Raw genomic sequence first — 22,311 nt, forward strand, 5'->3', positions numbered from 1 at the left:
CCAGCTGAACACCGACACGATCGGCTCCTGGCCGAGGAGGCGATCCTCCGCGCAACGCCGTGGGGCGAGGGCGAGCGCCTCCAACACTCCAAGCCCCCGCCAAGGTCTACCTCGGACGTCGCGCCGGCCAGGTCGTCAGCGGTCGACGGCTAAGACGTCTGCGGTTCACCAGAACCGATACCGAAGCGCGAGATCGATGGCCGGCAGCACCGAAGGCGTCTCGAGGTCGAGACCGCACCCTCCGAACCACTCACCCGGCTGCGACTCGCACGGTGCCTTCTCCTCGCGGGTGAGGAACTGGATTCCGCCGCCGAGCTGCAGCTCGACCGAGCTCCACTTCCACTCATAACCTGCCGTTAGTGCGAAATAGTCCATTTTATCTGCACCGCCGCCCTTGGAGGTCTCGCTGTACAGGAGATACGCCGCCTCCAGGTACGGCGTCGAGCGTCGCCCCTCGCGCAGCTCGAGTAACACCTCGGGAGCAACGAGGGTTTGAGCCTCCCCGTCGATGGTCGTGTAGATTCCGAACAACCCGAACGCCAGGCCCGACCCAATGCGAACGAGAAGCTCTGGCGCGGTGAGGATCGGAGGGATGACTCCGCACTTCACGCCGATGCTGGGGGAGCGATCCGGGTTCACATCCCGCGCGACCGCGGGCGCCGCGGCCAATGCGAAAAGGGCTAGGGCGAGCGATCTCACGTCTCAAGCGTACATGTCTCGCAGTGTGTTCCGTGTCGTCATCGTCGGTCTTGGATGGGCCGTTCTGCGAGCGATGTGCAGCGACCCACGGCGGACGGACGTTCGAATATGAGCGCATCCCATCCGGACGAATTTGCGCGTTCCTGAGGCTGTATTCCGAAGGCCTGGAACAGCAATGGGACCGCTCCATCGATCCTCACTGCAATGCGAGGGTCACTGCCATGGCGGCGACCGCGGACCGCATCTACGTGGTCGGCTGGTTCACGGGAGAAGCTGACCTCGGCATTGGCGATCCGGTCGGCTCCTCGGCACGTCGCGACAGCTTCCTGCTGAGCATCGCGCGTTGAGAGCGCGAACCCGGCGGCAGAGGGACCTCACGATCGAGCCGCGCCAGGTCCGGTCGCACCGCCAGGATCGCCTCAGCGTCGGTTCGGTACCGGCTTCGCCTCCCGAACCCTCACCAACGCGAGCGGGGAGCCCCTACTCCGGGCTCCCCGCCGCGTGAAGGCTCTGTCTCGAGCGAGGCGTCAGCGATCGTGACCGCGACCCCGCCCCTCGTCCCCGTGCCGCTGGCCGTTGTCGTGCGGTCCAGGGTCGTTCCCGCGACGGTCGTTCCCGCGACCGTCGTTGCCGCGACGGTCGTCTCCGCGACGGTCGTCCCGCGGCGGCGGACCCGACCAACGCCGATGGTCAGGCCCCTGCGGATACGGCTCGGCCCGCGGGGGACCCCGGCCTGGGCCCTCGTACGGCTCGAACCGCGTCCGCGTCACTTCCTCACGCGGCCGGTACCGATAGTGCTCGGAGCGGATCTCGCGCTGCATCTCGGGCGCGCGAGGATAGCGGTCACCCGCGTAGCCCCGCTGGTAGACGGGCAGCGGCGCGGGGCGCGGGGCGCCATGGCGGTCCCATCGATCCCATCCGCGGCGACGCCCTTCCCAGTCGCGGCCCCAGTGCTGTCCCCAGCGCGGCGGCGCGTCGGCGCGCCATCCGCGGAAGTACGGCGGAGGCTGCCGGTAGTAGCGCACCGGGACGCGCAGCACGTAGAGCGGGACGTGCTCGGGCTGCACCACGTACCACGGCCCGTCGTACCAGCTGCTCACGTACCAGTCGTCGCCCTGGAGCACCCAGTAGGCGCCGTCGTAGAAGAAGTAGTTCGAGCTCGCTCGAGGGGCGTAATAGACGGGATACCCCGGCACCGCGACGAGCTCCGGATAGGCCGGTACGTTGATGCCGATCTGGATGCTGGGCATCGCGATGCCGACGCCCACGGAGACCTGAGCCTGGGCCGAAGGGGCCGAGGTCAGCGACCCGAGCAGCAGCGACGATGCGACGAGCAGGTAGCGCATTCTGTCCTCCTGAAATTCCGACGAGCTGCCACCGCGGCGTATTCTCGTCCAGAGGCTCAGCAGCTTTCGGGCCACCGGGCCCACCCGAGCAAGAACGCACACTTGGAGGACGGGGCGCGCTGCGCGCGTGCCTCGCGGCAACAGGTCCCTCGTGTGGAGTCGCCGCGTCTCGGTAGGGGTCGTAGGCGCGCGTCGCCCACCCGACCCTACCGGCGCTGACCGCGAGCGCGGCGATCCCCGCCGGGCAGCGCAGACCGCGCGTCAGGCGACAGGTCGTCATAAAGAGGTCCGCGACCGGGGCACGACGCCACGAATGAAGCTACTTCCCCGGCGACGGGTGCAGCGCGAACGGCGACCTCACGGTCGAACACCGTGAGCGACTGAACCCGTCACTCTCGCCCAGAGCGTCGACTCACCGTCCAGCATCACCCTGGCTCGAGTCGCGATCGCTCTCGTCCTCGAGCGCATCGGTCGCGACGGAGCGCGGCAAGGTAGCGACGTAGGTCGTCCCGGCGCGCGTCCGGATGCGCGCGAGGTGCCCGCGGTGCTGCAGCACGATCTTGCGCGCGACCACGATCCTCAGCGTGCCGACCGTGTCGTCGGCGCCGTCGGGCCGCACGCCATCCTCGAAGAACGTCACGAACCGATCGCCTCGCTCGAGCGGGCGTGGAAACTGGACGCGCAGCACCGCGACGCCGTCGTGCTCCCGCCAGCGCAGCGACACGCGCTCTCCCGCGCTCGTCCGCTTCAGCGCATCCTCGAGCAGGATCGTCACGGCGTAGGTGACCCGGCGCGCGTCCCACTCCCCGGCCCCTTCGAGCTCGGGGTCCGGAGCGTAATCGACGACGCGGTCGGCGAACCTCGCCGTGACGTCATCCACCGCGGCGCGGCACAGCTCCGCGAGCGACGTCGGCTGGAGCTCGAGCGGGAACTCCTCGTCGTGCCTCGGGCCCCGACCCGCAGGCCGCTCCGCGGCCGGGGCCGCGCGACCGACGAGCATCTCCGTCCCGTGTTCCGTCTGGCTGGTCTCGATCGACAAATCGTGCTCCACCCTGGAAGTTGTCCCGGAACGCCCGGGCTCTGTATGGAAATGCCGGATGACGTGCGGAAATTCCGGCCGCCCATTTGTCGAATCGCCGGCGGAGCGCTCGTCTGGCCGCACGCCGCCACAGATCCCATGGCGACGGCCGAGGCCTGCGGTTCGAGCCCTCAGAGCCCTACGACCGGCTGGACATCCCTCGTCGCGGTGCTCGCGCACGAGCGGGCCTGGGCGCGCCGCGGCCGAGAAGCAGGTCGAGCGCGAGGATGGCGATGTTTGCAGGACAGGGAGCCGACAGCATCGGCCCGTCTCGTCTCGTACCCGACCTCGTCGTCGGGTGGTCGGCGTGCGCGGCGTGTCCCTCGCCCCGCTGCGCGTCCTGTAACGCCCCGCCCCCGGGACACACTGCTCAGCCGAACCCGAACCGGAGGTCGGCACCATGCAGCCACGCAGCTCCCTCTTCGCAGCTCTCGTCGTCTCCACCCTCATCGCGTCTGGCGGCGAGGCGGAAGCCGCCGGAGCTGCCCGCTCCACGACCGGGAACGCGCCCGGCGCTGCATCCGCCGACGGGGCCGGCATGGTCTACGCGCTCTCGAACGATCCGGCCGGCAATGCGGTGGTGGCGTTCGCGCGCGCGCCCGACGGCACGCTTTCCCCCGCCGGCTCGTTCTCGACCGGCGGGACCGGCACCGGCGCCGGGCTCGGCTCGCAGGGCGCGCTCACCTTCTCGCGCGACGGCCGCTGGGCCCTCGCGGTCAACGCCGGCAGCGACGACGTCTCGATCTTCGCGGTGTCTGACAGCGGTTCGCTCCGGCTCGTGGACCGCGCCCCGTCGGGTGGCGACATGCCCATCAGCGTCACCGTGATGAACGGGCTCGTCTTCGTGGTGAACGCAGGCGTGCCGAACAGCGTGACGGGGCTCCGGATCGGCCAGGACGGCGACCTCCAGCCCATCCCGAGCTCCACCCGGCCGCTCAGCGCAGCCGACACCGCTCCCGCCGAGATCGCGTTCGATCCGGGGGGCGACTTTCTCGTCGTGACCGAGAAGAACACGAACCGGCTCAGCGTCTACGCTGTCGACGAGGGCGGCAGCCCCGATGGCCCTCGGGTGGTCGAGTCGAGCGGTCAGACGCCCTTCGGCTTCGCGTTCACGCGGAGGGGCCTGCTCGTCGTGTCCGAGGCGGGTGGGAGCACCGTCTCGTCCTACCGGCTGGGCGACGACGTCCTCGACGTGGTCACTCCCTCCGCTCCCAACTTCCAGGTCGCCGCCTGCTGGATCGCGATCACCAACGACGGCCGCTTTGCGTACTCGGCCAACACGGGCGCCGACGACATCTCCGCCTTCGCCATCGCTTCCGACGGCACGCTCGCGCTCCTCGACGCAAGCGGCGTGACGGCCTCGGCCGGCGACGCCCCGGCCGACCTGGCCTTCAGCCGCGGGAGCCAGTACCTCTACGTGCGCAACGGGCGCGACGGCTCCATCTCGGGTTACGAGGTCCAGAGCGACGGCGCGCTCGAGCAGGTCGAGCTCGTGACGGGGCTCCCCGCCGGCTCGGCCGGGCTCGCCGCCCGGTAGCGCATCACCCACTCCGACGCCTTCGATACGAAGCGCATGGCTCGCCCTCACCTGCTGCTCGCTCTGCTCGTCCTGACCTGGGCGATCAGCTGGCCCGTGATCAAGGTCGGCGTCACGACCGTGCCGCCGATCTGGTACGGGGTCCTGCGCTACGTGCTGGCTTCCTCCTGCTTGTTCGGCCTCGTCGCGCTCCGCCGCGAGCTCGCCGTTCCACCGCGGTCGGATTGGCCGCTCATCGCGGTCTCCGCCGTGTTTCAGATGGGCGCGTACTCGGCGCTGACCGGGCTCGCCTTGACGGTATTGCCCCCAGGTCGCGCGTCGGTCCTGGCGTTCTCGACGCCGATCTGGGTCCTGCCGCTCTCCGCGTGGTGGCTTCACGAGCGGCCCGCGCGCTCGGGGCTGTTCGGCGTGTGCCTCGGGCTGCTGGGGGTCGTCGCGATCGCGGCCCCCTCGCTGCATTCCACCGGGAGCCGCCAGCTCCTGGCCTACGGCCTGCTCATGGCTGCGGCCGCCGCCTGGGCGATCTCGATCGTCTTCGTCCGCCGGCACCGCTTCACGGCGACCGCGCTCGCGCTCGCTCCATGGCAGGCGCTCGCCGCCTCCATCCTGCTCCTCCCCATGGCGGCGCTGTTCGAGGGCGCGCTGCCGCCGATCGGCTGGGGCGGCGCGGCGTCGCTCGCCTATGTCGGGCCGGTCGCGACCGCCTTCGGTTACTGGGCGGTCGTGGAGGTGGGTCGTCACCTTCGGGCGAGCACGATGTCGACGGCGCTCCTGGCGGCTCCGAGCCTCGGCATCCTGCTCTCCGCCGTGACTCTCGGGGAGGCCATCGGCCCATCGCTCATCGCGGGCGTCGTGCTGATCGGCGCCGGCATCCGGCTGGCGACGACCGCCGCCGCGTGAGCCGGGTCCCCCGCGCTCGGCGCCACCCCTGCGCGCCCCGGGGCTTGCGAGCGGCCCGCGGCTCTGAGAGAACGGCGCGGGACACGCCATGGACACCATCAAGAAGCCGCGCCGCCGGGCCCGATTCCTGCGCGTCTCCTGGCGCGACCTGCTCGTCACGGTGTTGCCGGCCGCGCTCTTGCTCGCGGCGGCGACCTGGGCGGTGCTGCACTTCGTCCGCCCGGCGGCGCCCTCGACGATCACCATCTCGACCGGCCCCGACGGCAGCAGCTTCCAGCGCGCGGCGGAGCGGTACGCGCAGGCGTTCGCCAGGAACGGCGTCACCCTGAAGGTCAGGCCGTCGAACGGCTCGCTCGAGAACCTCAGGCGGCTCGCCGACCCGAAGAGCGACGTCGACGTGGGCTTCGTCCAGGTGGGCGTGAACCTGCCCGACCCGGCGCCGGAAGAAGAGCGGCGGGAGCTCGTCTCCCTCGGCACCATCTCGCGTCAGCCGCTCTACATCCTCGTGCACGGCTCGGCGCCGCCCGACCGGCTCTCGGCGCTCGCGGGGAAGCGGCTCGTCATCGGGCCGGAGGGCAGCGGCACCCGGGTGCTGGCGCTCCGGCTGCTCAAGGCCAACGGCGTCGAGCCCGGCGGCGCCACCACGCTGCTCGATCTCGACGACGATCTCGTCGGGGACGCGCTCGAGCAGGGCTACGTCGACGCCGCTTTCCTCATGGGCGACTCGGCGTCGCCGCGGGTGATCCGCAGCATCATCGAGCGCCCGGGCGTGCACGTGCTGCAGCTCTCGCAGGTAGAGGCCTACCTGAGGAAGTTCCAGGACCTCGATCGCCTCGTCATCCCGATGGGCGCCTACGATCTCGCCAAGAACCAGCCCGCCACCGACCTCGAGCTGGTCGCCTCGTCGGTGGAGCTGGTGGCGCGCGCCGACCTGCACCCGGCCATCTCGGACCTGCTCCTCGAGACCATGCGCGAGGTGCACAGCCGTCCGTACCTGCTGCAGAGAGCCGGCGAGTTCCCGGCGCCGCGCGAGCACGAGCTGCCGCTCAGCGCCGATGCCCGGCGCTACTACCAGTCCGGCAAGCGCTGGCTGTACAGCATGCTGCCGTTCTGGGCGGCGAGCCTCGCCGATCGGTTCCTCGTGGTGCTGGTGCCGCTGGTGCTCCTCCTCATCCCGGTGTTCCGGCTCGTACCCCAGGTCTACACCTGGCGCGTGCGGCTCCGTGTGTACCGGATCTACGGCGCGCTGCTGGAGCTCGAGCGCGACGTGCTGGGCCACGCCGCCGAGCACCAGGCCGGGCTGCTCGATCGGCTCGACGCCATCGAGCGGCAGGCCGACACGCTCAAGCTCCCGGTCGCCTTCGCCGACCAGTTCTACGTGCTGCGGGAGCACATCGGCTTCGTCCGGCGGCGGCTCACCTCGCTCGCGGGCGAGCAGCGTCGAGCGCCCTGAGGAACGCCCGGCGCGCGGTCGGAGGAGTCCTCCGGCCACGCGCACCCGCGGCCCGAGAGCGGCCTCTCCGGTCCGGCGTTATCGTCTTCGCGATGCCGCCGCGCGAACGATCCCCGAGGGCACCGCGCAGCCCGATCCTCGACCTGCGCGGCGCGAGTCGTCTCGTGATCGAGGCGACGAGTCGCATCGCCGACGTCGTCGAGGCCATGCACCACGGAATCGGCGCCGGCCCGGCCGTCCTCGGCCGCCCGCTCGAGCGCCCCGTCCGGCTCCTCACCCGCCCGGTCTACGGGAGTGTGCGCGGGGTGACGCGGCTCGTCGGCGACGGGATCGACGCGGCCCTCGCCCGGCTCGAGCCCCTCGCCGCGCCGCTGCTCGGCGAGCGCCCGCCGGGGCCGGGGCGTGAAGCGCTGGTGGCCGCGCTGAACGGCGTCCTCGGCGACTACCTGGCGGCGAGCGGGAACCCGCTCGCGATCGAGATGCGCTTTCGCAGCGACGGTCGCCCTCTGGAGCTCGACCCCGAGGCGCTGCGGCTCGCGTTCCCGCGCGCGACCGGCAAGCTCCTCGTCCTCGTGCACGGCTCCTGCGTGAACGATCGCCAGTGGACGCGGCAAGGGCACGACCACGGCGCGGCGCTCGCTCGCGATCTCGGGTTCACGCCGATCTACCTCCACTACAACTCCGGCCTGCACGCCTCGGTGAATGGGCGCGCGTTCGCGGGGCTGCTCGAGCAGCTCGTCGCGGCGTGGCCCACTCCGATCGACGACCTCGTCCTCCTGGCGCACAGCATGGGCGGGCTCGTGGCGCGCAGCGCGTGCCACTTCGGCGAGACGGAGGGCCACGCGTGGCGGCGAAAGCTGCGCGCGCTCGTCTGCCTCGGCACGCCCCACCACGGCGCACCGCTCGAGCGTGGCGGCCACTGGATCGACCTGCTGCTCGGCGTCAGCCGGTACAGCGCGCCGCTCGCGCGCCTCGGCAAGCTCCGGAGCGCCGGCGTCACGGACATGCGGCACGGCAACGTCCTCGATGAGCACTGGGAAGGTCACGACCGCTTCGCGCACCGTCGCGACGACCGCGTCCCGCTCGCGCTGCCGCAGGGCGTGCGGTGCTACGCGATCGCGGGGACGACGGCCGTGCAGGGTGCCGCGGGGAAGCGCCGGACCGACGGCCTCGTCCCCGTGGAGAGCGCGCTCGGCGTGCACGCGAGGCCGGAGCTGACGCTCGGGTTCCCCGAGGCGCACCTCTGGATCGCCCACGGGACGGGCCACCTCCAGCTCCTGAGCCGACCCAAGGTGTACGCGAAGCTCCGCTCCTGGCTCTCGTCCTGACGGCGGCGCCATGGGCGGTGACCCTGCGCCCGTGGCGAAAGCTCCTCAGGCGCGCCCGTAGACCGGCACGACCGCGCCGCTCACGTCCCGTGCCGCGTCCGAGAGCAGGAACTCGATGACCGCGGCGACCGACTCCGGCTCGACCCAGCGCGACGCGTCGGCGTCCGGCATCGCGCCGCGGTTCGCGGCCGTGTCGATCGTGCTCGGGAGGACGGCGTTCACCCGAACGCCGGCGTCCAGGACCTCCGCGGCGATCACGCGCGCGAGCGCGACGACGGCGCTCTTCGCGACGGTGTAGGCGGCGGCGCCGGCGCCCGACCACGGCCGCTCGACGTTGCGGGACCCGACGACGACCACGCTGCCCGCGCGCTGCGCGACCAGCCTCGGCAGCAACGCGCGAAGGGCCCGCTGGGCCGACTCGAGGTTCTCGTCCAGCATGCTTCGCCAGGTTCCCTCGTCGGCTTCCTCGTGGAAGCGCCGGCCACCGCGCCATCCGCCCGCGACCAGCGCCGCGCCGGAGATCGGGCCGAGGCGCGCGCTCACCGCGCCGAGGGCCGCGTCCCAGGCCGCGGTCGAGTCCTCCTGGAGCGAGAAGCCGGCGAAATTCGCCCCGAGCTCCTGCTCGAGCTTGCCGAGGCGCTCCGCGTGACGGGCGAGCCCGACGCCGGCCACCCGGTACCCGCGCTCCACGAGGTAGCGACAGAGCGCGGTCCCGAGCGCTCCGACCGCTCCGCTGATCACGATCACGCCCGCCATCATCGAGCCGGCTCGAAGAGCTCGATGGGATTCCCATCTGCGTCCTCGATCTGGATTTGTCGACCGCCAGGGCCTGTTTCCATCTCATTGCGAAAGCGAACCCCTGCCTTCTTCAGTTCGGTGATGAAACCCGGAAGATCCGCGACCTTCAGCACCACCCTGTTCCAGCCGCCAGGTTCCTGCTGCTGCCCATTCGGCATCGGCCGCGAGCCTGACGCGCCTGGACCGCTGAGCAGAACGTGCGCGTCACCAAGAGAGACGTTCGCAAACGCGGGGAGCTGCTGGTGTTCCAGCTTGAACCCGAGATGTTGCGTATAGAACGCTACAGAGCGAGCGACGTCTTTCACCTGATAGCGAACGCCGTGAATGCTCTTGACGAATGACTTCGTGGCGGCCTGGACCACGTGCGTCTCCCTTCCTGGTCCGTCTCTCTGATCACTGTGCTCGGCTCCCGCAATACTGAGGAGTCTGATGAGACACGCACCTGCTACGGGCAACAGCCGACCGCCACCCAGCGAGGTCGCCACCGAGGCGTCCGCCAGCCAGAACGGGTAGGAGAAACGCATGCCCAGCAAGACCAAGCCCAGGGCGGCCAAGCGCCCGTCCCCCGTCGTCAAGGGGAAGCCCACCGCGTCCAAACCCAGGGGAGTGGCCGGCAAAGGCAAGCGATCCAGCGCACCCAAGAGCAAGGGTCCCTTGGTGGCCGCGAAACCGGCCCTCCTCGCTGGCGGCAACCCTCAGATCGCGAAGGCCGACGGCGACGCCCCCGTGCAGGCCTACATCGCGGCCATGCCGGGCTGGAAACGCGACGTTGGGCGCCGCCTCGACGCGCTCATCGCGCGCACTGTCCCGGGCGTGCGCAAGGCGGTCAAATGGAACTCGCCCTTCTACGGAGTCGAGGGCCAGGGCTGGTTCCTCAACTTCCATACCTTCACGAACTACATCAAGGTGGCGTTCTTCCGCGGCGCGTCGCTGCATCCTGTCCCCCCCGGCGAGTCCAAGCACAAAGACGTGCGCTACCTCGACATCCACGAGGACGACCCGCTCGACGAGGCGCAGATGGCGACGTGGATCCGGCAGGCGGCCGCCCTGCCCGGCTGGGTCCCGTAGCGCCGGCAGGGATCCTCGCAAGCAGTCCGTCAACGCACCGCGGGCCGCCACACGGCTAGGGTAGGCAGAGGGACAATGCCTGTTGAAATCGCGGGGGGCACCGGGCCCTTCACGCCGCGCGCTTCACCGTACGTCCTCCCTGCATGAGCAAGTACACGGCCCCGTCTTCGCCCGGCTCGCCAAACTCTGGGTGCCACCCGGAGTCGAGGGCGCGAATCGTCGGACGGCCGACATGAGCCAACACGAGCCGCTTCACCTTCAGCTTTCGCGCCGTCCTGCACACCGATAGCGCGCTCGCGTGGCCGCCGACTCCTCTGGCGAACAGGATCGGCCTCGAGAACGCAGCTGCCTCGGCAAACATCAGCTCGGCGCCCGCGGCCCAGCGCGGAAAGCGAAGGAACTCCGGTGCCCAGACGACCTGCCCCTGGGGCACACGGATCACGTAGCCGAACGCCGGGTGCGAGGTGTGGACGACCTTCCGCGGCTCGATCGTCAAGTCGTCGGCGCTGAACTCGTCCACCTTGGGTGTCAGCCCGGACGGCCGCGCGAGACGCCGGAGCCGCGCCATCAGCTCGGCCTGCTCGTCGGTGACGAGCCAGGCGTCGAGGCCCTGCAATGGACCGGCCCCACCGTCAATCGCCACCCGCCGCCCCGCGTACTCCAACAGCAAACCCGCTGGAGCATAGCGAGGTGAGCGCATGGCGCCGACTCCGAGTAGCGTACAGCGAAGGGTGCGCCCGGGCCGTGCCATCGCGCTCACACCTCGTGCGGATTCCTAACCGACAGCGCCGCGCCGATCCGCAGCGTCCTGCCGCCGCAGCGCAATGCCGAAGTGATTCTCGGCGTCGGCGGCGGCGCCGATGGTCCTGCGGGCGGGGACTGCTCTGAGGGATCACCACCGGGTTCTCCTCTCCTGGTGAGCCTCTCTGCCTCGTTGACCGTGCGCCAAGCCGGCCTGACGCTCGCTCTCAGATCGCGCGGCGCTCGCTGCGCGCCCGGCATCGTGCAGAGGAAGGGGGCTCCGATGATGGGGAGACGGGCAAGGTCCCTCGCTCTGGCGAGCCTCGTCATGATTGCGCCGACCTCTGGTCAGGCTCAGCAGGAGGCGGTGCCGCCCGCTGGCGCGCGGGGCGAGGATCTGTACCTCGCGGGGCCCAGCGTCGACGTCACGGAGGACGTGGCGGGCGATCTCGTCGCGGCCGGGGGAGACGTGCGCGTCGGCGCCTCCGTGGCCGCGCTGGCCATCGTCGCGGGCGGCAACGTCGCGATCGACGGGCCGGTCGGAGGCGACGTGCTCGCGGTCGGCGGGGACGTCGTGCTCCGCGGCCGCTCGCGCGACGACGCGCGGCTCGCGGGCGGGAACGTCCGGATCGCCGGCGCCGTGGACGGCGACGCGATCGCCGCAGGCGGCACGGTCCGGGTAGAGCGCGGAGCCGTGGTCGGCGAGCGCGCCTGGCTCGCTGGAGGCGAGATCGTCGTCGCCGGGAAGGTCGGGCGCGAGCTTCGCGCGGTGGGCGAGCGCGTCTCCATCGAGGGCACGGTGGGAGGCAACGTCGAGGTCGCGGCGGAGGCGCTCGAGATCGGGCCCACCGCCCGGATCGAGGGGAACGTCGTCCATCGCGGGCCCAGGGAGCCACGGATCGACCCCGGCGCGCGCATCGGCGGACGGATCGAGCACCGGCCTGCCGAGGCGCCAGCCGGGCGCCGGTTCGGGGTGCTCGGCCTGGCGTTGCTCGTGGCGGCGCTCTTCGCAACGGGCGTGGTGATGATCCTCCTCTTCCCGCGCTTCACCCCTGCCGCGGCGCACACCCTCGAGGCCGATCCCTGGCGCTCGCTCGGCCTCGGCGCCGTCGCGCTCCTCGGCGCGCCGGCCCTGGTGGTGGCGCTCTTCGCCACCGTGATCGGGATCCCGCTCGGCCTCGTGCTGCTCGCTGGCTATCCCGTCGCGCTTCTCTCGGGGTATCTCGTCGCGGCGCTGTTCCTCGGAACGCTCGGTGTCCGGCGCCTCGGTCGCCCCGCGCCATCGCGGGGAGAGCTCTTGCTGGGACTCCTGGGAGCGCTGGTCGTCCTCCGCGTCCTGAGGCTCGTCCCGTTCCTCGGCGCCCTCGTCTCGCTCGCCGCTCTCTGCTCTGGAATGGGCGCCCTCGTCCTGCGCCTCTACCGCGACCATCGCGGCAGGGGACGGGCGGAGCCGCTCGCCGCGGAGGCGTCTGCGGCGCAGCGGCCCACCTGATCAGGCGCGGCGACGAGGTCGCCAGGCCAGACCTAGTGCTGCCGCGCGGCTCCCGACCTGCTCCCGCTGCGCGCCTCGTCTCCGCGCCGGAGCGCCGCCTTGGCGTCGGTGCCGGACATGGTACGCGCGTAGAGCGGGCTGCCCGGCTCCTGGAGGCGACCGCCGTCGCGGAGCGAGCCCGTGTCGACCGGAGCGAACCCGATCTCCTCGACGAGGTTCGCGACCGCCCGCTTCGCGTCCGGATCGTCCCCGGCGATGAGCAGCGCGACCCGCTCCTCGAGCGGAAGGTCGCGCTTGCCGCGCGTCGCGAGGTCGTTCGCGTACAGGTGATTGAACGCCTTGACGAGCCGCGCGCCAGGGATGACCCGCGCGACCTCCTCGCTCGACGTCGAGTCCCCCAGGTCGTAGAGCTTGAAGTCGGGGCGATACGGGTTCATCGCGTCGACGACGATCTTGCCCCGCAGCCGCTCGGAGGGGAGCTCCCGCCGGTTGCGCCAGGGGATGGCGAGGAGAACGACCTCGCCGAACTCCGCCGCCGCCTCGACCGTCGTGGCCCTCGCCCGTGGTCCGAGCGTTGCGATCTGATCGCGCAGCGAATCGGGGCCGCTCGCGTGACTGAGCGCCACCTCGTGGCCCGCCTCCGTGAACAGCCTCGCCGCCGTCCCGCCGATGTTCCCCGACCCGATGATTCCGATCCGCATGGCACGCCTCCGGAGCGGAGAGATGCGAAGCGCGCGCCTTGCCCGCAACAACTTGCCCACGCTCTCGCGGCCCTTCCCTCCCCGGCCGCAGCGAACTGCGCCTCATTGGCCGAACAAGACTGCAGCGAGGGGAACTGCCCGCTATGCTTCCAGGCGGGTGGCGGTCATGACCAAGCACCCTGTCGTGTTCTTCGCGTTGCTCGCGTTGCTCCCTGGCCTCGCCAGGGCCATCGATGACTCCGAGCCGGCAGCACGCTCGGGTCCGTTCATCACAGTCGTTCCCGAGGGGGCGCAGGCTGGTGGGTCCGCCCTGCAGACGGAGCAGGAGGCGCCCTCCCCTCCGACTGCACCGCCGGAAGCGGCCCCTCCGCCCGCTCCGTCGAAGATCCCACCTCCGCCCTCGTCGGTTCCGGAAGGTCAATGGGTGTACACGGCGCAGTACGGCTGGATCTGGATGCCGTACGCGGACACCTATACGTACGTGCCGCCGTCCGGTTACGGTGCGCCGTACATGTACGTTTACTATCCGTTCTATGGCTGGTCATGGGTCGTCGCGCCGTGGGTCTGGGGCTTCGGACCGTGGCCGTACTTCGGGTTCTACGGCGCGGCGCGCTTCGGCTGGTACGGGCATGGCTGGTGGCGGTACCCGGGGCGGTGGCATTACTCTCCGGTGCCACATCGCGGCGTCTGGCCTTCCCACGGTGGCCGTCCCGGTCCGCATTACGGTGCTCGTCCTGGCCCGCACTACGGTGCTCGTCCCGGCCCGTACGCCGGTGCTCGCCCGGCCCCGCGTCCGTCCGGCGGCGTCCCCTCGCGCGGTATCGCGCCCGCCGCGCCGCACAGCGGGGGCGGCGCCGCCCATGCCCCTCACGCCGCCCCGCCACGTCGCCGTTAGTGACGACTACCCCTGCTGGTAAGCCCGCTCCAACCCGGCGATGTCGAGCTTCGTCATCTGGAGCATCGCCTTCATCACGCTGCTCCTCTTCGCGGGGTTCGGGTCCGACATGAGCCGCCCCAGCGCCGTCGGGACGATCTGCCAGGACACGCCGAACCTGTCGTTGAGCCAGCCGCATTGGTTCGTCGCGCCGCCGGCGGAGAGCTTCTCCCACAGCTCGTCCACCTCCGCCTGGGTCTCGCAGTTCACGACGAACGAGATGGCCGGGGTGAACTTGAACAGCGGCTCGCCGTTCAACGCGATGAACTCTTGCCCCGCGAGCTCGAACGTCGCGGTCATCACCGTGCCCTTCGGCCCGGGGCCTTCCTCTCCGTAGCGCGCCACGCTTCCGAGCTTCGAGTCCTTGAAGACGGACGTGTAGAACTTCGCGGCCTCCTCGGCCTTTCCGTCGAACCACAGGAACGGGGTGATTCCCTTCATCGCGTCCGTCCTTTCAGCGCTCGAGCGCCTTGGGGTCCATCCAGAGCACTTCCCAGTGATGGCCGTCGAGGTCGTAGAAGCTCGAGCTGTACATGAAGCCGCGATCCTGCGGCTCCATCGCGTGCTTGCCTCCCGCCGCGATCGCCTTCTTCACGAGCTCGTCGACCTCGGCGCGGCTCTCGCAGGTGAGCGCGCAGGCCACCTCGTTCTGCAGGAGCGTGTCGCAGATCCCCTTCTTCGTGAACGTCCTGAAGAACGGCTCGACGAGGAGCATCACGTACGCGTCCTCGCCGACGAGCATGCAGGTGGCCTTCTCGTCCGTGAACCTCAGGTCGAACTCGAAGCCGAGCTTCGTGAAGAACTGCTTCGAGCGGTCCAGGTCGCGGACGGCCATGTTGACGAAGAGCTTGCGGGGACGCCTCGTTGCCATGTCTGCCTCCAGGGGGTTCGTCCGGAGTCGCGCCCTCGCTGGGAGCTCGACCCGTGTCGTCTGGTCCCTGGACTCGGCGAACGCACCGGACTCATCGGTGCACCCCGAACGGCACGCCACGGCACGCTTAGGGAGGCGATCAGTGGCTACGGAGGGAGCGTCAGCGGCAGCCCGAACCTCGGGAAGAGCGTCTCGGTGTCGAGGAACGAGGTCCAGCTGGAGATGCGAGCTCCCACGAGCTCGAGCACGATGAGCCCCCACGCCTCGTGGCCCCCCTGCGGCGCGGGACGGTACTGCGCGAAGGCTGGCGAGCCGGACGCGGCCGTCGGGACGAGCCGCGATCCGCGGCAGCCACAGCCTCGTCCCAGGAGCCACGCGCCGATCGCCTCATGGCCGCGGAGCCATAGCGTGTAGGGCGGCATGGACAGCGTCGCGTCCTCGTGCAGGAGCGCCGTCAGCGCGTTCACGTCGTAGCGCTCGAACGCCGCCACGTAGCGATCGAGCAGCGCGGACTGCTCGGCGGACAGCGTGCTGCGCGCCTCGCCGAGGTCGCGCGTCGCGAGCGTGGCGCGCGCCCGCTGCAGCGCGCTGTTCACCGCGGGGACCGACGTGTCGAGGCTCTCCGCGACCTCAGCGGCGGACCAGCCGAGCACGTCGGTGAGCAAGAGCGCGGCGCGCTGCCTCGGAGGAAGGTGCTGGAGCGCCGCCACGAACGCGAGGCGGATGCTCTGCCGGAGCACCGCCCGCTCCGCGGGGTCGACGTCCGCCGGCACGGCGTGCGCGTCCGGGACCGGCTCGAGCCAGTGCGTGCGGGGACGGGCCTCCAGCGGGTCATCCACCGACCCGACGGGACCCTCCTCCACCGGGCGCTCTCGCCGCGAGCGATCGGCCAGCGCGTCGAGGCAGACGTTCGTCGCGATGCGATGGAGCCATGTGCGCAGCGACGAGCGGCCGTCGAACCGGTCGAGGCCTCTCCAGGCCCGGAGCATCGTCTCCTGGACCGCGTCGTCGGCGTCCACCGCCGAGCCGAGCATCCGGTAGCAGTGCCCGGTGACCGCCGCGCGGTGTTCCTCGAGCTGGGTGAGGCTCTCCGGCATCGCTCCGACATAACGAGGGGAGCGCGAGCACGCTCGCCCGCGCGAAGCACGCGTCAACGGCGGCAGCGCCCCGCACACTTCATCTAGGTCGTGGCGCCGCGTGACCTGGAGTGAGGAATGAACCCTGGCCGCCCCGGCGGCGCCTCGCATCGTCCCGCCTCACCTGCGGCGTCGCTCCATCGCCTGCGCAGGGCCTCGTCATCCGCTATGCATCCGCCGGAGGACGGCATGGCGAGCGAAGGAGAGCGGCGGCGGGTCGTCATCGTCGGCGCGGGGTTCGCGGGCCTTGCGGCCGCCCGCGCGCTGCGCAAGGCGCCGGTCGCGGTGACGGTGGTGGATCGCCGCAACCACCACCTGTTCCAGCCGCTCCTGTACCAGGTCGCGACCGCCGCCCTGAACCCGGCCGACATCGCCGCGCCGATCCGCAACGTGCTGCGACGGCAGCGCAACGCCGAGGTGATCCTCGGCGAGGTGGCCGCGATCGACCTTCCGGCGCGGATCGTCCGGCTCGCGGACGGCGACCCGTTGCCGTTCGACTTCCTCGTCCTCGCCACCGGCGCGACGCACTCGTACTTCGGGCACGACGCGTGGGCGCCGCTCGCGCCTGGCCTCAAGAGCGTCGAGGACGCGCTGGAGATCCGGCGGCGGCTCCTGACCGCGTTCGAGCGGGCGGAGCGAGAGCGCGAGCCGGAGCAGCAGCGGGCGCTCCTCACGTTCGTGGTGGTCGGCGGCGGCCCCACGGGCGTCGAGCTCGCCGGCGCGATCTCCGAGATCGCGCGGCGCACGCTCACCCGCGACTTCCGCCACATCCGGCCCGAGAGCGCGCGGGTGTTCCTCGTCGAGGCCGCCCCCCGCGTGCTCCCCGTGTACGTGGAGTCCCTGTCCGCCGCCGCGCGGAGGCAGCTCGAGCAGCTCGGCGTCGAGGTGCGGACCGGGACGCCCGTGACCGCCATCGACGCGGAGGGTGTCACCCTGGGTGACGGCAGCAGGATCGCGTCGCGCACGGTGCTCTGGGGCGCCGGCGTCGCGGCGAGCCCGCTCGCGCGGACCCTGGGCGCGCCGCTCGACAGGGCCGGGCGCGTGCGCGTCGCGGCCGACCTCTCCGTCCCCGGTCATCCCGAGGCGTTCGTCGTGGGCGACCTCGCCGCCGTGCTCCGCGAGGACGGTCGCCCGGTTCCCGGCCTCGCCCCCGCGGCGTTGCAGGAGGGCCGCCACGCGGCCCGCAACATCCGGCGCGCGCTCGCGGGCGAGCCGCCGCTCCCCTTCCACTACCTGGACAAGGGCGAGCTCGCGACCATCGGCCGAGCCGCCGCGGTCGCCGACGTCCGCGGGCTCCGGTTCTCGGGTCTCCTCGCCTGGCTCACCTGGCTGTTCGTCCACATCTTCTTCCTCATCGGCTTCCGCAACCGGGTGGCGGTGATCCTGCAGTGGGCGTGGTCGTATCTCACGTTCACGCGGGGCGCGCGCCTCATCACCGACACCGCGGAGCAGTGGCGCTTCATCGCCCACGCGGGCGGGGTGCCGCCGCCGGATGCGGAACGGAACGCGCCGCCGGCGGGGAGCTCCACCGCACCTCGACCCGGATGAAAGGCGCGCCGCGCGCTACCGGCGCGACCCCGAGGCCTCGATCGCGACGAAGTCGAGCCGCCGCGCCTCGAGCCGCCCCGCAGCGCGCGCCCGGCTCTCGGAGCAGAAGCTCGCGAACCGCTGGCCGTCGACCGTGACGACGTAGCGGTTCTTCTCGATCTGCTCGATGCCGACGACGTGCTCTCGGACGGCGAAGCTGGCACGCGGCGGGTTCATGTCTCGATTCTAACCGGATCGAGACCAAGAAGCCCGACGTATCAACGTACGGGCTCCGGAGGGCGCGCAGCGCCCGCCCGAACGCGAAGCCGAGCGGCTCGGCCCCGGTCGTCGAAGCTCATGCGATCGCGAGCCCTCCCGCGGGAGCGGCTCACGTGAACGCGCGCGCGAGGCTCTCCGCGTGCTCGAGGACGCCGCGCAGCTCGGCGCTGGGCTCGCGCGAGCGATCACCGCGCCGGACGACGCGATGGACGCGGCTCACCGCCTGGGCGAACTCGAGGTTCACGAGGCCGCGCTCGACGAGGACCCCATCGAGCTTGCGGATGCGTCCCTTGAACTCACGAAACGTATCGTTCATGACGCGCTCCTCGTGCGGGTTGGACCTGCTTCTCATGGTCTTTAACGGGCCACGGTCGCCGCGGCCCGCGTTTCTGCGTGAGATTGCGCGTCGGCATTGCTTCGTGACCCACGTCAATCCTTCGGGGCCATTTCGCTGTCGCTCAGCGCGGCGGCGCCGCCGGGGCGTTCCACATCCGGATGACACGCGCCGCGCGCTCGTGTCCAAGGATCCCGAGAGTCGCGGGATCGAGACCCAGCAGTCGCCCCTCGGAGACCGAGAGGCCGAGCCATCGCGCGGCGAGCACGCGGAGGAGGTGGCCGTGCGAGAACAGGAGCACGTCGCCCGTGGCCGACCTGGCCCGAGCGATGACGCGGTCCGCGCGCGCCGCGACCTCGTCGGCGGCCTCGCCCCCGGGCACCGCGCCGGTCCAGATCGTCCAGCCTGGATCCGACCGCTCGATCTCGCGCAACGTCATCCCTTCGTACCCGCCGTAATCCCACTCCGCGAGATCGGGGTCCGCCTGCGCCACGTCTCCGAATCCCGCGAGCCGGCACGTGTCGCGCGCACGGCGCAGCGGGCTCGTCAGCACGAGGGCGAACGCGTGCCCGGCGAGGCTCGGCCCGAGGGCGGACGCCTGCCGCTCGCCCTCCGGCGTGAGCGGCAGGTCCGTGCGCCCGGTGTGCCGCCCCGCGAGGCTCCACTCCGTCTCGCCGTGGCGCACGATCCAGAGCCGCGGCCGCGCCGCCTCCACTCGCGTCCCCTCCCCGACCTCCTCGTCCACGGCGACCTCCTACCGAGCCGAACCGCGATGAAGGAGTTAATCGAGTCGCGGGCTGGCGGCGGGGGTCGTTCTCGACGCGAGCGGGGCCGGCGACGGGTACGCGGCGCGCGGTCAGCCCTCGGAGCCGAAGCGTCTTCGAAGGCGGTGGCCCCTTCGTGCTCCTCCGCGCGGGCGGGCCGCGAAGGGCGCGGCGCGGGCCAGGTCGCCCTCCCATGGAAACGTCGGGGTCACCTCGTCGGCCCTGGGGAGGCTGAGGATGGACGTCCAGTCGATGATCGCGCAGGCGCGGGACGCAATCTCGGTGAAGCGCGTGTACGGGGATCCCATCCAGCAGGGGGACGTCACGGTCATCCCGGCCGCGCGCATCGGCGGCGGCGCGGGCGGAGGCGGCGGCGTCGGGCCGAAGGGGGAAGGCTCGGGTGAGGGGAGCGGCTTCGCGCTGAGCGCCCGGCCCGCAGGCGTCTACGTGCTGAAGGGCGGCGACGCGATCTGGCGGCCCGCCGTGGACGTGAACCGGATCGTGCTCGGGATGCAGATCGTGATGGGGATCGGGCTCCTCGTGCTGATGCGCTGGCTTCGGGAGCGGTGACCTGGCGCCCGGCCGCCCGCGACCGGGGTGGGCGGCCGCGCTGGCATGGCATCGCCGCGACGGGCGCGTGACGATTTCGTGACGCCCGATCCCGCCACTTCGAGGGCTGGCGCCCCCGGACCGACACGGATTAGAAACCGCGCTCACGTCGGGAGGTCGCATGCTGCGGGAATCCGTCTTCGTCTGCTCGTATGGCTCCGGAGGCGCCGAGCACGTCGCTCACGTCGTCGCCTGGGACGATCGCGAGGCGGCGGAGCTGTTCGCGCACGAGCTCGAGCCGGACGTCGGGGACGTGCGCGTGTCCGACATCCGCGTGGAGCCCGTGGACGGAGTCGCCGCAGCGACAGGCGACTGATCCGGCGCTGCGCCCGCCGCGACGGCCGCCGTCAGCGGTCGCGACCGTCTGGCGGGACGGGGGCCGATGGGGAGGCGAGCAGCAGCGCCTGCGCGTCCACGCGCGGCTCGCCGTCGGCCGGTCGGATCCGCTCGTACTCGCCGTTTGGCCGCATGCGGCGCGCACGGCAGTTGTCCGCGAGGTAGACGGCCAGCACGCCGTCGCGCAGGTGGCGCACGAGCGCGGGATCCGTGACGGGGAACAGCACCTCGACCCGGCGCGACAGGTTGCGGCGCATGAGGTCGGCGCTGCCGAGGTACACCTCCTCCTGGCCCGCGTTGCGGAACCAGAAGATCCGGCTGTGCTCGAGGAACCTCCCCACCACGCTCGTGACGCGCACGTTCTCGGTGAAGCCCGGCACGCCCGGGCGCAGGCAGCAGATCCCGCGCACGAGGAGGTCCACCTTGACGCCCGCCTGCGCCGCGCGGACGAGCGGCTCCACCATCTGCTCGTCGGCGAGCGCGTTCACCTTGAACACGAGGTGGCCGCCGCGACCTGCGCGCGCGTGCTCGGTCTCGCGGTCGATGAGCTCGACGAGCCGCTCGCGCAGGTTCACCGGCGCGACGAGCAGGCGCCGGAACACCTTCGGGTGCGCGTAGCCCGTGAGGTAGTTGAAGAGCTGCGTGGCGTCCTCGCCGATCTCGGCGTCCGCCGTGAAGAGCCCGAGGTCCGTGTACGCCGCGGCGGTGACCGGGTTGTAGTTCCCGGTGGACAGGTGGACGTAGCGCGCGAGCCGGTCGCCCTCGCGCCGCACGACGAGCGCGATCTTCGAGTGCGTCTTCAGGCCGAGCAGCCCGTAGATCACGTGGATGCCGTCCGCCTCGAGCGCCCTCGCCCACCCGATGTTGCTCTCCTCGTCGAAGCGCGCCTTCAGCTCCACGAGCACCGCCACCTGCTTGTGGTTCTGGTTCGCCTCGAGCAGCGCCTCCACGACCGGCGAGTTCCGCCCGACGCGGTAGAGCGTCATCTTGATGGCGAGCACGTCGGGATCCCGCGCGGCGGCCCTCAGGAACTCGACGACGGGCCCGAACGACTCGAACGGATGGTGGATGAGCACGTCCCGTCGCCGGATCGCGGCGAACACGTCCTCGTCGCCCCGCGCGAACGCGGCGGGGACGGCGGGGAACAGCGGCGGGAACTTGAGGTCGCTGCGCTCCACGGACGCCAGGGTGGACAGCCCGGAGAGCCCCAGCGGCCCCTCGACCGCGTGGACGTTGCGCGGGTCGAGCTCGAGGTTCTGGACGAGGAGGTCGCGGATGGCGTCCGGCATGCCGGGCGTCACGACGAGCCGCACCACCGATCCGAAGCGGCGCTCACGCACCCCGTGCTCGACCGAGGCGAGCAGGTCGGCGGCCTCCAGCTCCTGCAGCTCCATCTCCGCGTCGCGCGTGACGCGGAACGGGTGCACGCCCTTGACGCGCACCCCGGGGAACAGACGGTCCACGTGCGCGGCGACGAGCTGCTCGAGCCAGACGAACGCGTGGTGCCGGCGCGCCGTCCCCGACGCGTCGAAGCCGCCGCTGGAGCGCCCGATCGGCACCAGCCGCGGGAGCGTGTCGGGGACCTTGATGCGCGCGAACCGGTCGACGCCCTCGTCCTCCACCAGCACGGCGAGGTTCAAGCTCAGGTTCGAGATATGGGGGAACGGGCGGCCGGGGTCGAACGCGAGCGGCGTCAGGACCGGCATCACCATCTCGTCGAAGTAGGTGCGTGCCCACGCCGCCTGCCGGGGGTCGAGCTGGGGATGATCGAGCACGTGGATGCCGGCCGCGTCGAGCGCCGGCAGGAGCTCGTCCTCCCACGCCGCGTTGAGCGCGCGGGAGAGCCTGAGCGTCTCGCGGCGGATCTCGGCGAGCTGCTGCAAGGGGGTCAGCCCGTCGGATGACGGCTCGGTCACCCCGGCGGCCACCTGCTGCTCGAGACCCGCGACGCGGATCATGAAGAGCTCGTCGAGGTTCGACGACACGATCGAGAGGAAGCGCACCCGCTCGAGCAGCGGGTTCGCGGGGTCGAGGACCTCCTCGAAGACGCGCCACTGGAACCCCACGAGCGAGAGCTCGCGGTTCACGAGCAGGCGAGGGTCGAGCCTCGCGGTGTCCGCCGCGAGGTCGCGCGCGACGGCCGCTGCCGCGTCGGCGGCTACACCGGCGACTGCACCGGGCGCCGCGCCGGCCGGCGCGCCGTCGGCGCCCGTGCGCGGATTGAGAGTTTCCGTGGGCACGGCGGGCTGCGCCGGGCTCTCCATCCGACCTCCTCGATGACGATGCGCCTCGACGACCGAGCGTAGCGCTGCCGCAGGTGGGGTGCACGCGAGGGCTCGTGACGAACGCATGACGGCGCCCGCGCGGGTACGGGTGCCAC

24 protein-coding genes are annotated in these 22,311 nt (G+C 71.6%); 10 read left to right on the plus strand and 14 right to left on the minus strand.

What is annotated here, in order from left to right; genetic code table 11:
• Nucleotides 1–165: 165 nt before the first annotated feature.
• Nucleotides 166–699, minus strand: coding sequence for a hypothetical protein (locus MNY62_RS10635; RefSeq protein ID WP_242344133.1), 534 nt, complete (start codon nucleotides 697–699; stop codon nucleotides 166–168).
• A 221-nt stretch (nucleotides 700–920) separates the two neighbouring features.
• On the opposite strand from MNY62_RS10635, the gene MNY62_RS25565 reads away from it, so the two are divergent.
• Nucleotides 921–1,046 carry a hypothetical protein gene (locus MNY62_RS25565; protein WP_279426422.1) on the plus strand — a complete coding sequence of 42 codons (126 nt, stop codon included), beginning with the start codon at nucleotides 921–923 and terminating at the stop codon, nucleotides 1,044–1,046.
• 180 nt (nucleotides 1,047–1,226) lie between these two features.
• On the opposite strand, the gene MNY62_RS10640 is transcribed toward MNY62_RS25565, so the two are convergent.
• Nucleotides 1,227–2,045 (minus strand): hypothetical protein, encoded by an 819-nt coding sequence (locus tag MNY62_RS10640; RefSeq protein ID WP_242344134.1) that lies wholly within the window; start codon nucleotides 2,043–2,045, stop codon nucleotides 1,227–1,229.
• A gap of 412 nt (nucleotides 2,046–2,457) precedes the next feature.
• Nucleotides 2,458–3,096 carry a histidine kinase gene (locus MNY62_RS10645; protein WP_242344135.1) on the minus strand — a complete coding sequence of 213 codons (639 nt, stop codon included), beginning with the start codon at nucleotides 3,094–3,096 and terminating at the stop codon, nucleotides 2,458–2,460.
• 427 nt (nucleotides 3,097–3,523) lie between these two features.
• On the opposite strand from MNY62_RS10645, the gene MNY62_RS10650 reads away from it, so the two are divergent.
• The 4 genes from MNY62_RS10650 to MNY62_RS10665 all read left to right on the plus strand — a co-directional run bounded on the left by MNY62_RS10650 (nucleotide 3,524) and on the right by MNY62_RS10665 (nucleotide 8,341).
• Complete coding sequence (locus tag MNY62_RS10650; RefSeq protein WP_242344136.1) at nucleotides 3,524–4,660, plus strand: lactonase family protein; 1,137 nt, start codon at nucleotides 3,524–3,526, stop codon at nucleotides 4,658–4,660.
• A 36-nt stretch (nucleotides 4,661–4,696) separates the two neighbouring features.
• Nucleotides 4,697–5,560: a DMT family transporter gene (locus MNY62_RS10655; protein WP_242344137.1), complete on the plus strand. Its 864-nt coding sequence runs from the start codon at nucleotides 4,697–4,699 to the stop codon at nucleotides 5,558–5,560.
• An 88-nt stretch (nucleotides 5,561–5,648) separates the two neighbouring features.
• Nucleotides 5,649–7,013, plus strand: a complete 1,365-nt coding sequence (locus tag MNY62_RS10660; RefSeq protein ID WP_242344138.1) for a TAXI family TRAP transporter solute-binding subunit — start codon at nucleotides 5,649–5,651, stop codon at nucleotides 7,011–7,013.
• A gap of 206 nt (nucleotides 7,014–7,219) precedes the next feature.
• On the plus strand, nucleotides 7,220–8,341 hold the full coding sequence (locus MNY62_RS10665) for an esterase/lipase family protein (RefSeq protein WP_242344139.1): 1,122 nt from the start codon (nucleotides 7,220–7,222) through the stop codon (nucleotides 8,339–8,341).
• A 45-nt stretch (nucleotides 8,342–8,386) separates the two neighbouring features.
• On the opposite strand, the gene MNY62_RS10670 is transcribed toward MNY62_RS10665, so the two are convergent.
• Together MNY62_RS10670 and MNY62_RS10675 are read right to left on the minus strand one after the other, a co-directional pair.
• Entirely contained in the window at nucleotides 8,387–9,097 is a 711-nt protein-coding gene (locus tag MNY62_RS10670) for an SDR family oxidoreductase (RefSeq protein ID WP_242344180.1), read from the minus strand.
• Nucleotides 9,097–9,501, minus strand: a complete 405-nt coding sequence (locus tag MNY62_RS10675) for a VOC family protein (RefSeq protein WP_242344140.1) — start codon at nucleotides 9,499–9,501, stop codon at nucleotides 9,097–9,099. Before MNY62_RS10675 ends, MNY62_RS10670 begins: the two co-directional genes overlap by 1 nt.
• A 160-nt stretch (nucleotides 9,502–9,661) precedes the next feature.
• Between MNY62_RS10675 and MNY62_RS10680 the strand changes: the two genes are divergently transcribed.
• Complete coding sequence (locus tag MNY62_RS10680; protein WP_242344141.1) at nucleotides 9,662–10,207, plus strand: DUF1801 domain-containing protein; 546 nt, start codon at nucleotides 9,662–9,664, stop codon at nucleotides 10,205–10,207.
• 109 nt (nucleotides 10,208–10,316) lie between these two features.
• Here the strand turns inward: MNY62_RS10680 and MNY62_RS10685 are convergent, their stop codons facing one another.
• Nucleotides 10,317–10,877, minus strand: a complete 561-nt coding sequence (locus MNY62_RS10685) for an MBL fold metallo-hydrolase (RefSeq protein WP_242344142.1) — start codon at nucleotides 10,875–10,877, stop codon at nucleotides 10,317–10,319.
• A 399-nt stretch (nucleotides 10,878–11,276) separates the two neighbouring features.
• Here MNY62_RS10685 and MNY62_RS10690 point away from each other — a divergent pair, with 399 nt between their 5' ends.
• On the plus strand, nucleotides 11,277–12,440 hold the full coding sequence (locus MNY62_RS10690; protein ID WP_242344143.1) for a polymer-forming cytoskeletal protein: 1,164 nt from the start codon (nucleotides 11,277–11,279) through the stop codon (nucleotides 12,438–12,440).
• Nucleotides 12,441–12,472: 32 nt separating this feature from the next.
• On the opposite strand, the gene MNY62_RS10695 is transcribed toward MNY62_RS10690, so the two are convergent.
• The 4 genes from MNY62_RS10695 to MNY62_RS10710 all read right to left on the minus strand — a co-directional run bounded on the left by MNY62_RS10695 (nucleotide 12,473) and on the right by MNY62_RS10710 (nucleotide 16,043).
• Nucleotides 12,473–13,141, minus strand: a complete 669-nt coding sequence (locus MNY62_RS10695) for an NADPH-dependent F420 reductase (protein ID WP_242344144.1) — start codon at nucleotides 13,139–13,141, stop codon at nucleotides 12,473–12,475.
• 901 nt (nucleotides 13,142–14,042) lie between these two features.
• Nucleotides 14,043–14,516 carry a VOC family protein gene (locus MNY62_RS10700; protein WP_242344145.1) on the minus strand — a complete coding sequence of 158 codons (474 nt, stop codon included), beginning with the start codon at nucleotides 14,514–14,516 and terminating at the stop codon, nucleotides 14,043–14,045.
• 13 nt (nucleotides 14,517–14,529) lie between these two features.
• Entirely contained in the window at nucleotides 14,530–14,946 is a 417-nt protein-coding gene (locus tag MNY62_RS10705) for a VOC family protein (RefSeq protein WP_242344146.1), read from the minus strand.
• Between the two features lie 146 nt (nucleotides 14,947–15,092).
• A complete protein-coding gene (locus MNY62_RS10710) occupies nucleotides 15,093–16,043 on the minus strand; it encodes a sigma-70 family RNA polymerase sigma factor (protein WP_242344147.1) in 951 nt (316 codons plus the stop codon).
• A gap of 228 nt (nucleotides 16,044–16,271) precedes the next feature.
• Here MNY62_RS10710 and MNY62_RS10715 point away from each other — a divergent pair, with 228 nt between their 5' ends.
• Nucleotides 16,272–17,630 carry an NAD(P)/FAD-dependent oxidoreductase gene (locus MNY62_RS10715; protein WP_242344148.1) on the plus strand — a complete coding sequence of 453 codons (1,359 nt, stop codon included), beginning with the start codon at nucleotides 16,272–16,274 and terminating at the stop codon, nucleotides 17,628–17,630.
• 15 nt (nucleotides 17,631–17,645) lie between these two features.
• Here the strand turns inward: MNY62_RS10715 and MNY62_RS10720 are convergent, their stop codons facing one another.
• From MNY62_RS10720 to MNY62_RS10730, 3 genes are all read right to left on the minus strand, one after another.
• Nucleotides 17,646–17,846, minus strand: a complete 201-nt coding sequence (locus MNY62_RS10720; protein WP_242344149.1) for a hypothetical protein — start codon at nucleotides 17,844–17,846, stop codon at nucleotides 17,646–17,648.
• 151 nt (nucleotides 17,847–17,997) lie between these two features.
• Nucleotides 17,998–18,240: a hypothetical protein gene (locus tag MNY62_RS10725; RefSeq protein ID WP_242344150.1), complete on the minus strand. Its 243-nt coding sequence runs from the start codon at nucleotides 18,238–18,240 to the stop codon at nucleotides 17,998–18,000.
• Between the two features lie 106 nt (nucleotides 18,241–18,346).
• The gene (locus MNY62_RS10730) at nucleotides 18,347–18,967 is read right to left on the minus strand and encodes a histidine phosphatase family protein (RefSeq protein ID WP_242344151.1); all 621 of its coding nucleotides are present in this window, start codon (nucleotides 18,965–18,967) and stop codon (nucleotides 18,347–18,349) included.
• Between the two features lie 256 nt (nucleotides 18,968–19,223).
• Between MNY62_RS10730 and MNY62_RS10735 the strand changes: the two genes are divergently transcribed.
• Nucleotides 19,224–19,556 (plus strand): hypothetical protein, encoded by a 333-nt coding sequence (locus tag MNY62_RS10735; RefSeq protein WP_242344152.1) that lies wholly within the window; start codon nucleotides 19,224–19,226, stop codon nucleotides 19,554–19,556.
• Nucleotides 19,557–19,716: 160 nt separating this feature from the next.
• Complete coding sequence (locus tag MNY62_RS10740; protein ID WP_242344153.1) at nucleotides 19,717–19,911, plus strand: hypothetical protein; 195 nt, start codon at nucleotides 19,717–19,719, stop codon at nucleotides 19,909–19,911.
• Between the two features lie 31 nt (nucleotides 19,912–19,942).
• Here the strand turns inward: MNY62_RS10740 and ppk1 are convergent, their stop codons facing one another.
• Nucleotides 19,943–22,171, minus strand: a complete 2,229-nt coding sequence (gene ppk1, locus MNY62_RS10745) for a polyphosphate kinase 1 (protein ID WP_242344154.1) — start codon at nucleotides 22,169–22,171, stop codon at nucleotides 19,943–19,945.
• Nucleotides 22,172–22,311: the final 140 nt, after the last annotated feature.

It is taken from the genome of Anaeromyxobacter terrae (assembly GCF_022690685.1).
In the GTDB taxonomy this organism is placed as follows: Bacteria; Myxococcota; Myxococcia; order Myxococcales; family Anaeromyxobacteraceae; genus Anaeromyxobacter; species Anaeromyxobacter terrae.

What these genes read in the sequence shown, in the direction of transcription:
- MNY62_RS25565 (WP_279426422.1), top strand. Translation starts at nt 921, where the DNA reads ATGGCGGCGACCGCGGACCGCATCTACGTGGTCGGCTGGTTCACGGGA.
- MNY62_RS10640 (WP_242344134.1), bottom strand. Translation starts at nt 2,045, where the DNA reads ATGCGCTACCTGCTCGTCGCATCGTCGCTGCTGCTCGGGTCGCTGACC.
- MNY62_RS10650 (WP_242344136.1), top strand. Translation starts at nt 3,524, where the DNA reads ATGCAGCCACGCAGCTCCCTCTTCGCAGCTCTCGTCGTCTCCACCCTC.
- MNY62_RS10655 (WP_242344137.1), top strand. Translation starts at nt 4,697, where the DNA reads ATGGCTCGCCCTCACCTGCTGCTCGCTCTGCTCGTCCTGACCTGGGCG.
- MNY62_RS10660 (WP_242344138.1), top strand. Translation starts at nt 5,649, where the DNA reads ATGGACACCATCAAGAAGCCGCGCCGCCGGGCCCGATTCCTGCGCGTC.
- MNY62_RS10665 (WP_242344139.1), top strand. Translation starts at nt 7,220, where the DNA reads ATGCACCACGGAATCGGCGCCGGCCCGGCCGTCCTCGGCCGCCCGCTC.
- MNY62_RS10670 (WP_242344180.1), bottom strand. Translation starts at nt 9,097, where the DNA reads ATGGCGGGCGTGATCGTGATCAGCGGAGCGGTCGGAGCGCTCGGGACC.
- MNY62_RS10680 (WP_242344141.1), top strand. Translation starts at nt 9,662, where the DNA reads ATGCCCAGCAAGACCAAGCCCAGGGCGGCCAAGCGCCCGTCCCCCGTC.
- MNY62_RS10690 (WP_242344143.1), top strand. Translation starts at nt 11,277, where the DNA reads ATGATTGCGCCGACCTCTGGTCAGGCTCAGCAGGAGGCGGTGCCGCCC.
- MNY62_RS10695 (WP_242344144.1), bottom strand. Translation starts at nt 13,141, where the DNA reads ATGCGGATCGGAATCATCGGGTCGGGGAACATCGGCGGGACGGCGGCG.
- MNY62_RS10700 (WP_242344145.1), bottom strand. Translation starts at nt 14,516, where the DNA reads ATGAAGGGAATCACCCCGTTCCTGTGGTTCGACGGAAAGGCCGAGGAG.
- MNY62_RS10705 (WP_242344146.1), bottom strand. Translation starts at nt 14,946, where the DNA reads ATGGCAACGAGGCGTCCCCGCAAGCTCTTCGTCAACATGGCCGTCCGC.
- MNY62_RS10710 (WP_242344147.1), bottom strand. Translation starts at nt 16,043, where the DNA reads ATGCCGGAGAGCCTCACCCAGCTCGAGGAACACCGCGCGGCGGTCACC.
- MNY62_RS10715 (WP_242344148.1), top strand. Translation starts at nt 16,272, where the DNA reads ATGGCGAGCGAAGGAGAGCGGCGGCGGGTCGTCATCGTCGGCGCGGGG.
- MNY62_RS10720 (WP_242344149.1), bottom strand. Translation starts at nt 17,846, where the DNA reads ATGAACCCGCCGCGTGCCAGCTTCGCCGTCCGAGAGCACGTCGTCGGC.
- MNY62_RS10725 (WP_242344150.1), bottom strand. Translation starts at nt 18,240, where the DNA reads ATGAGAAGCAGGTCCAACCCGCACGAGGAGCGCGTCATGAACGATACG.
- MNY62_RS10735 (WP_242344152.1), top strand. Translation starts at nt 19,224, where the DNA reads ATGGACGTCCAGTCGATGATCGCGCAGGCGCGGGACGCAATCTCGGTG.
- MNY62_RS10740 (WP_242344153.1), top strand. Translation starts at nt 19,717, where the DNA reads ATGCTGCGGGAATCCGTCTTCGTCTGCTCGTATGGCTCCGGAGGCGCC.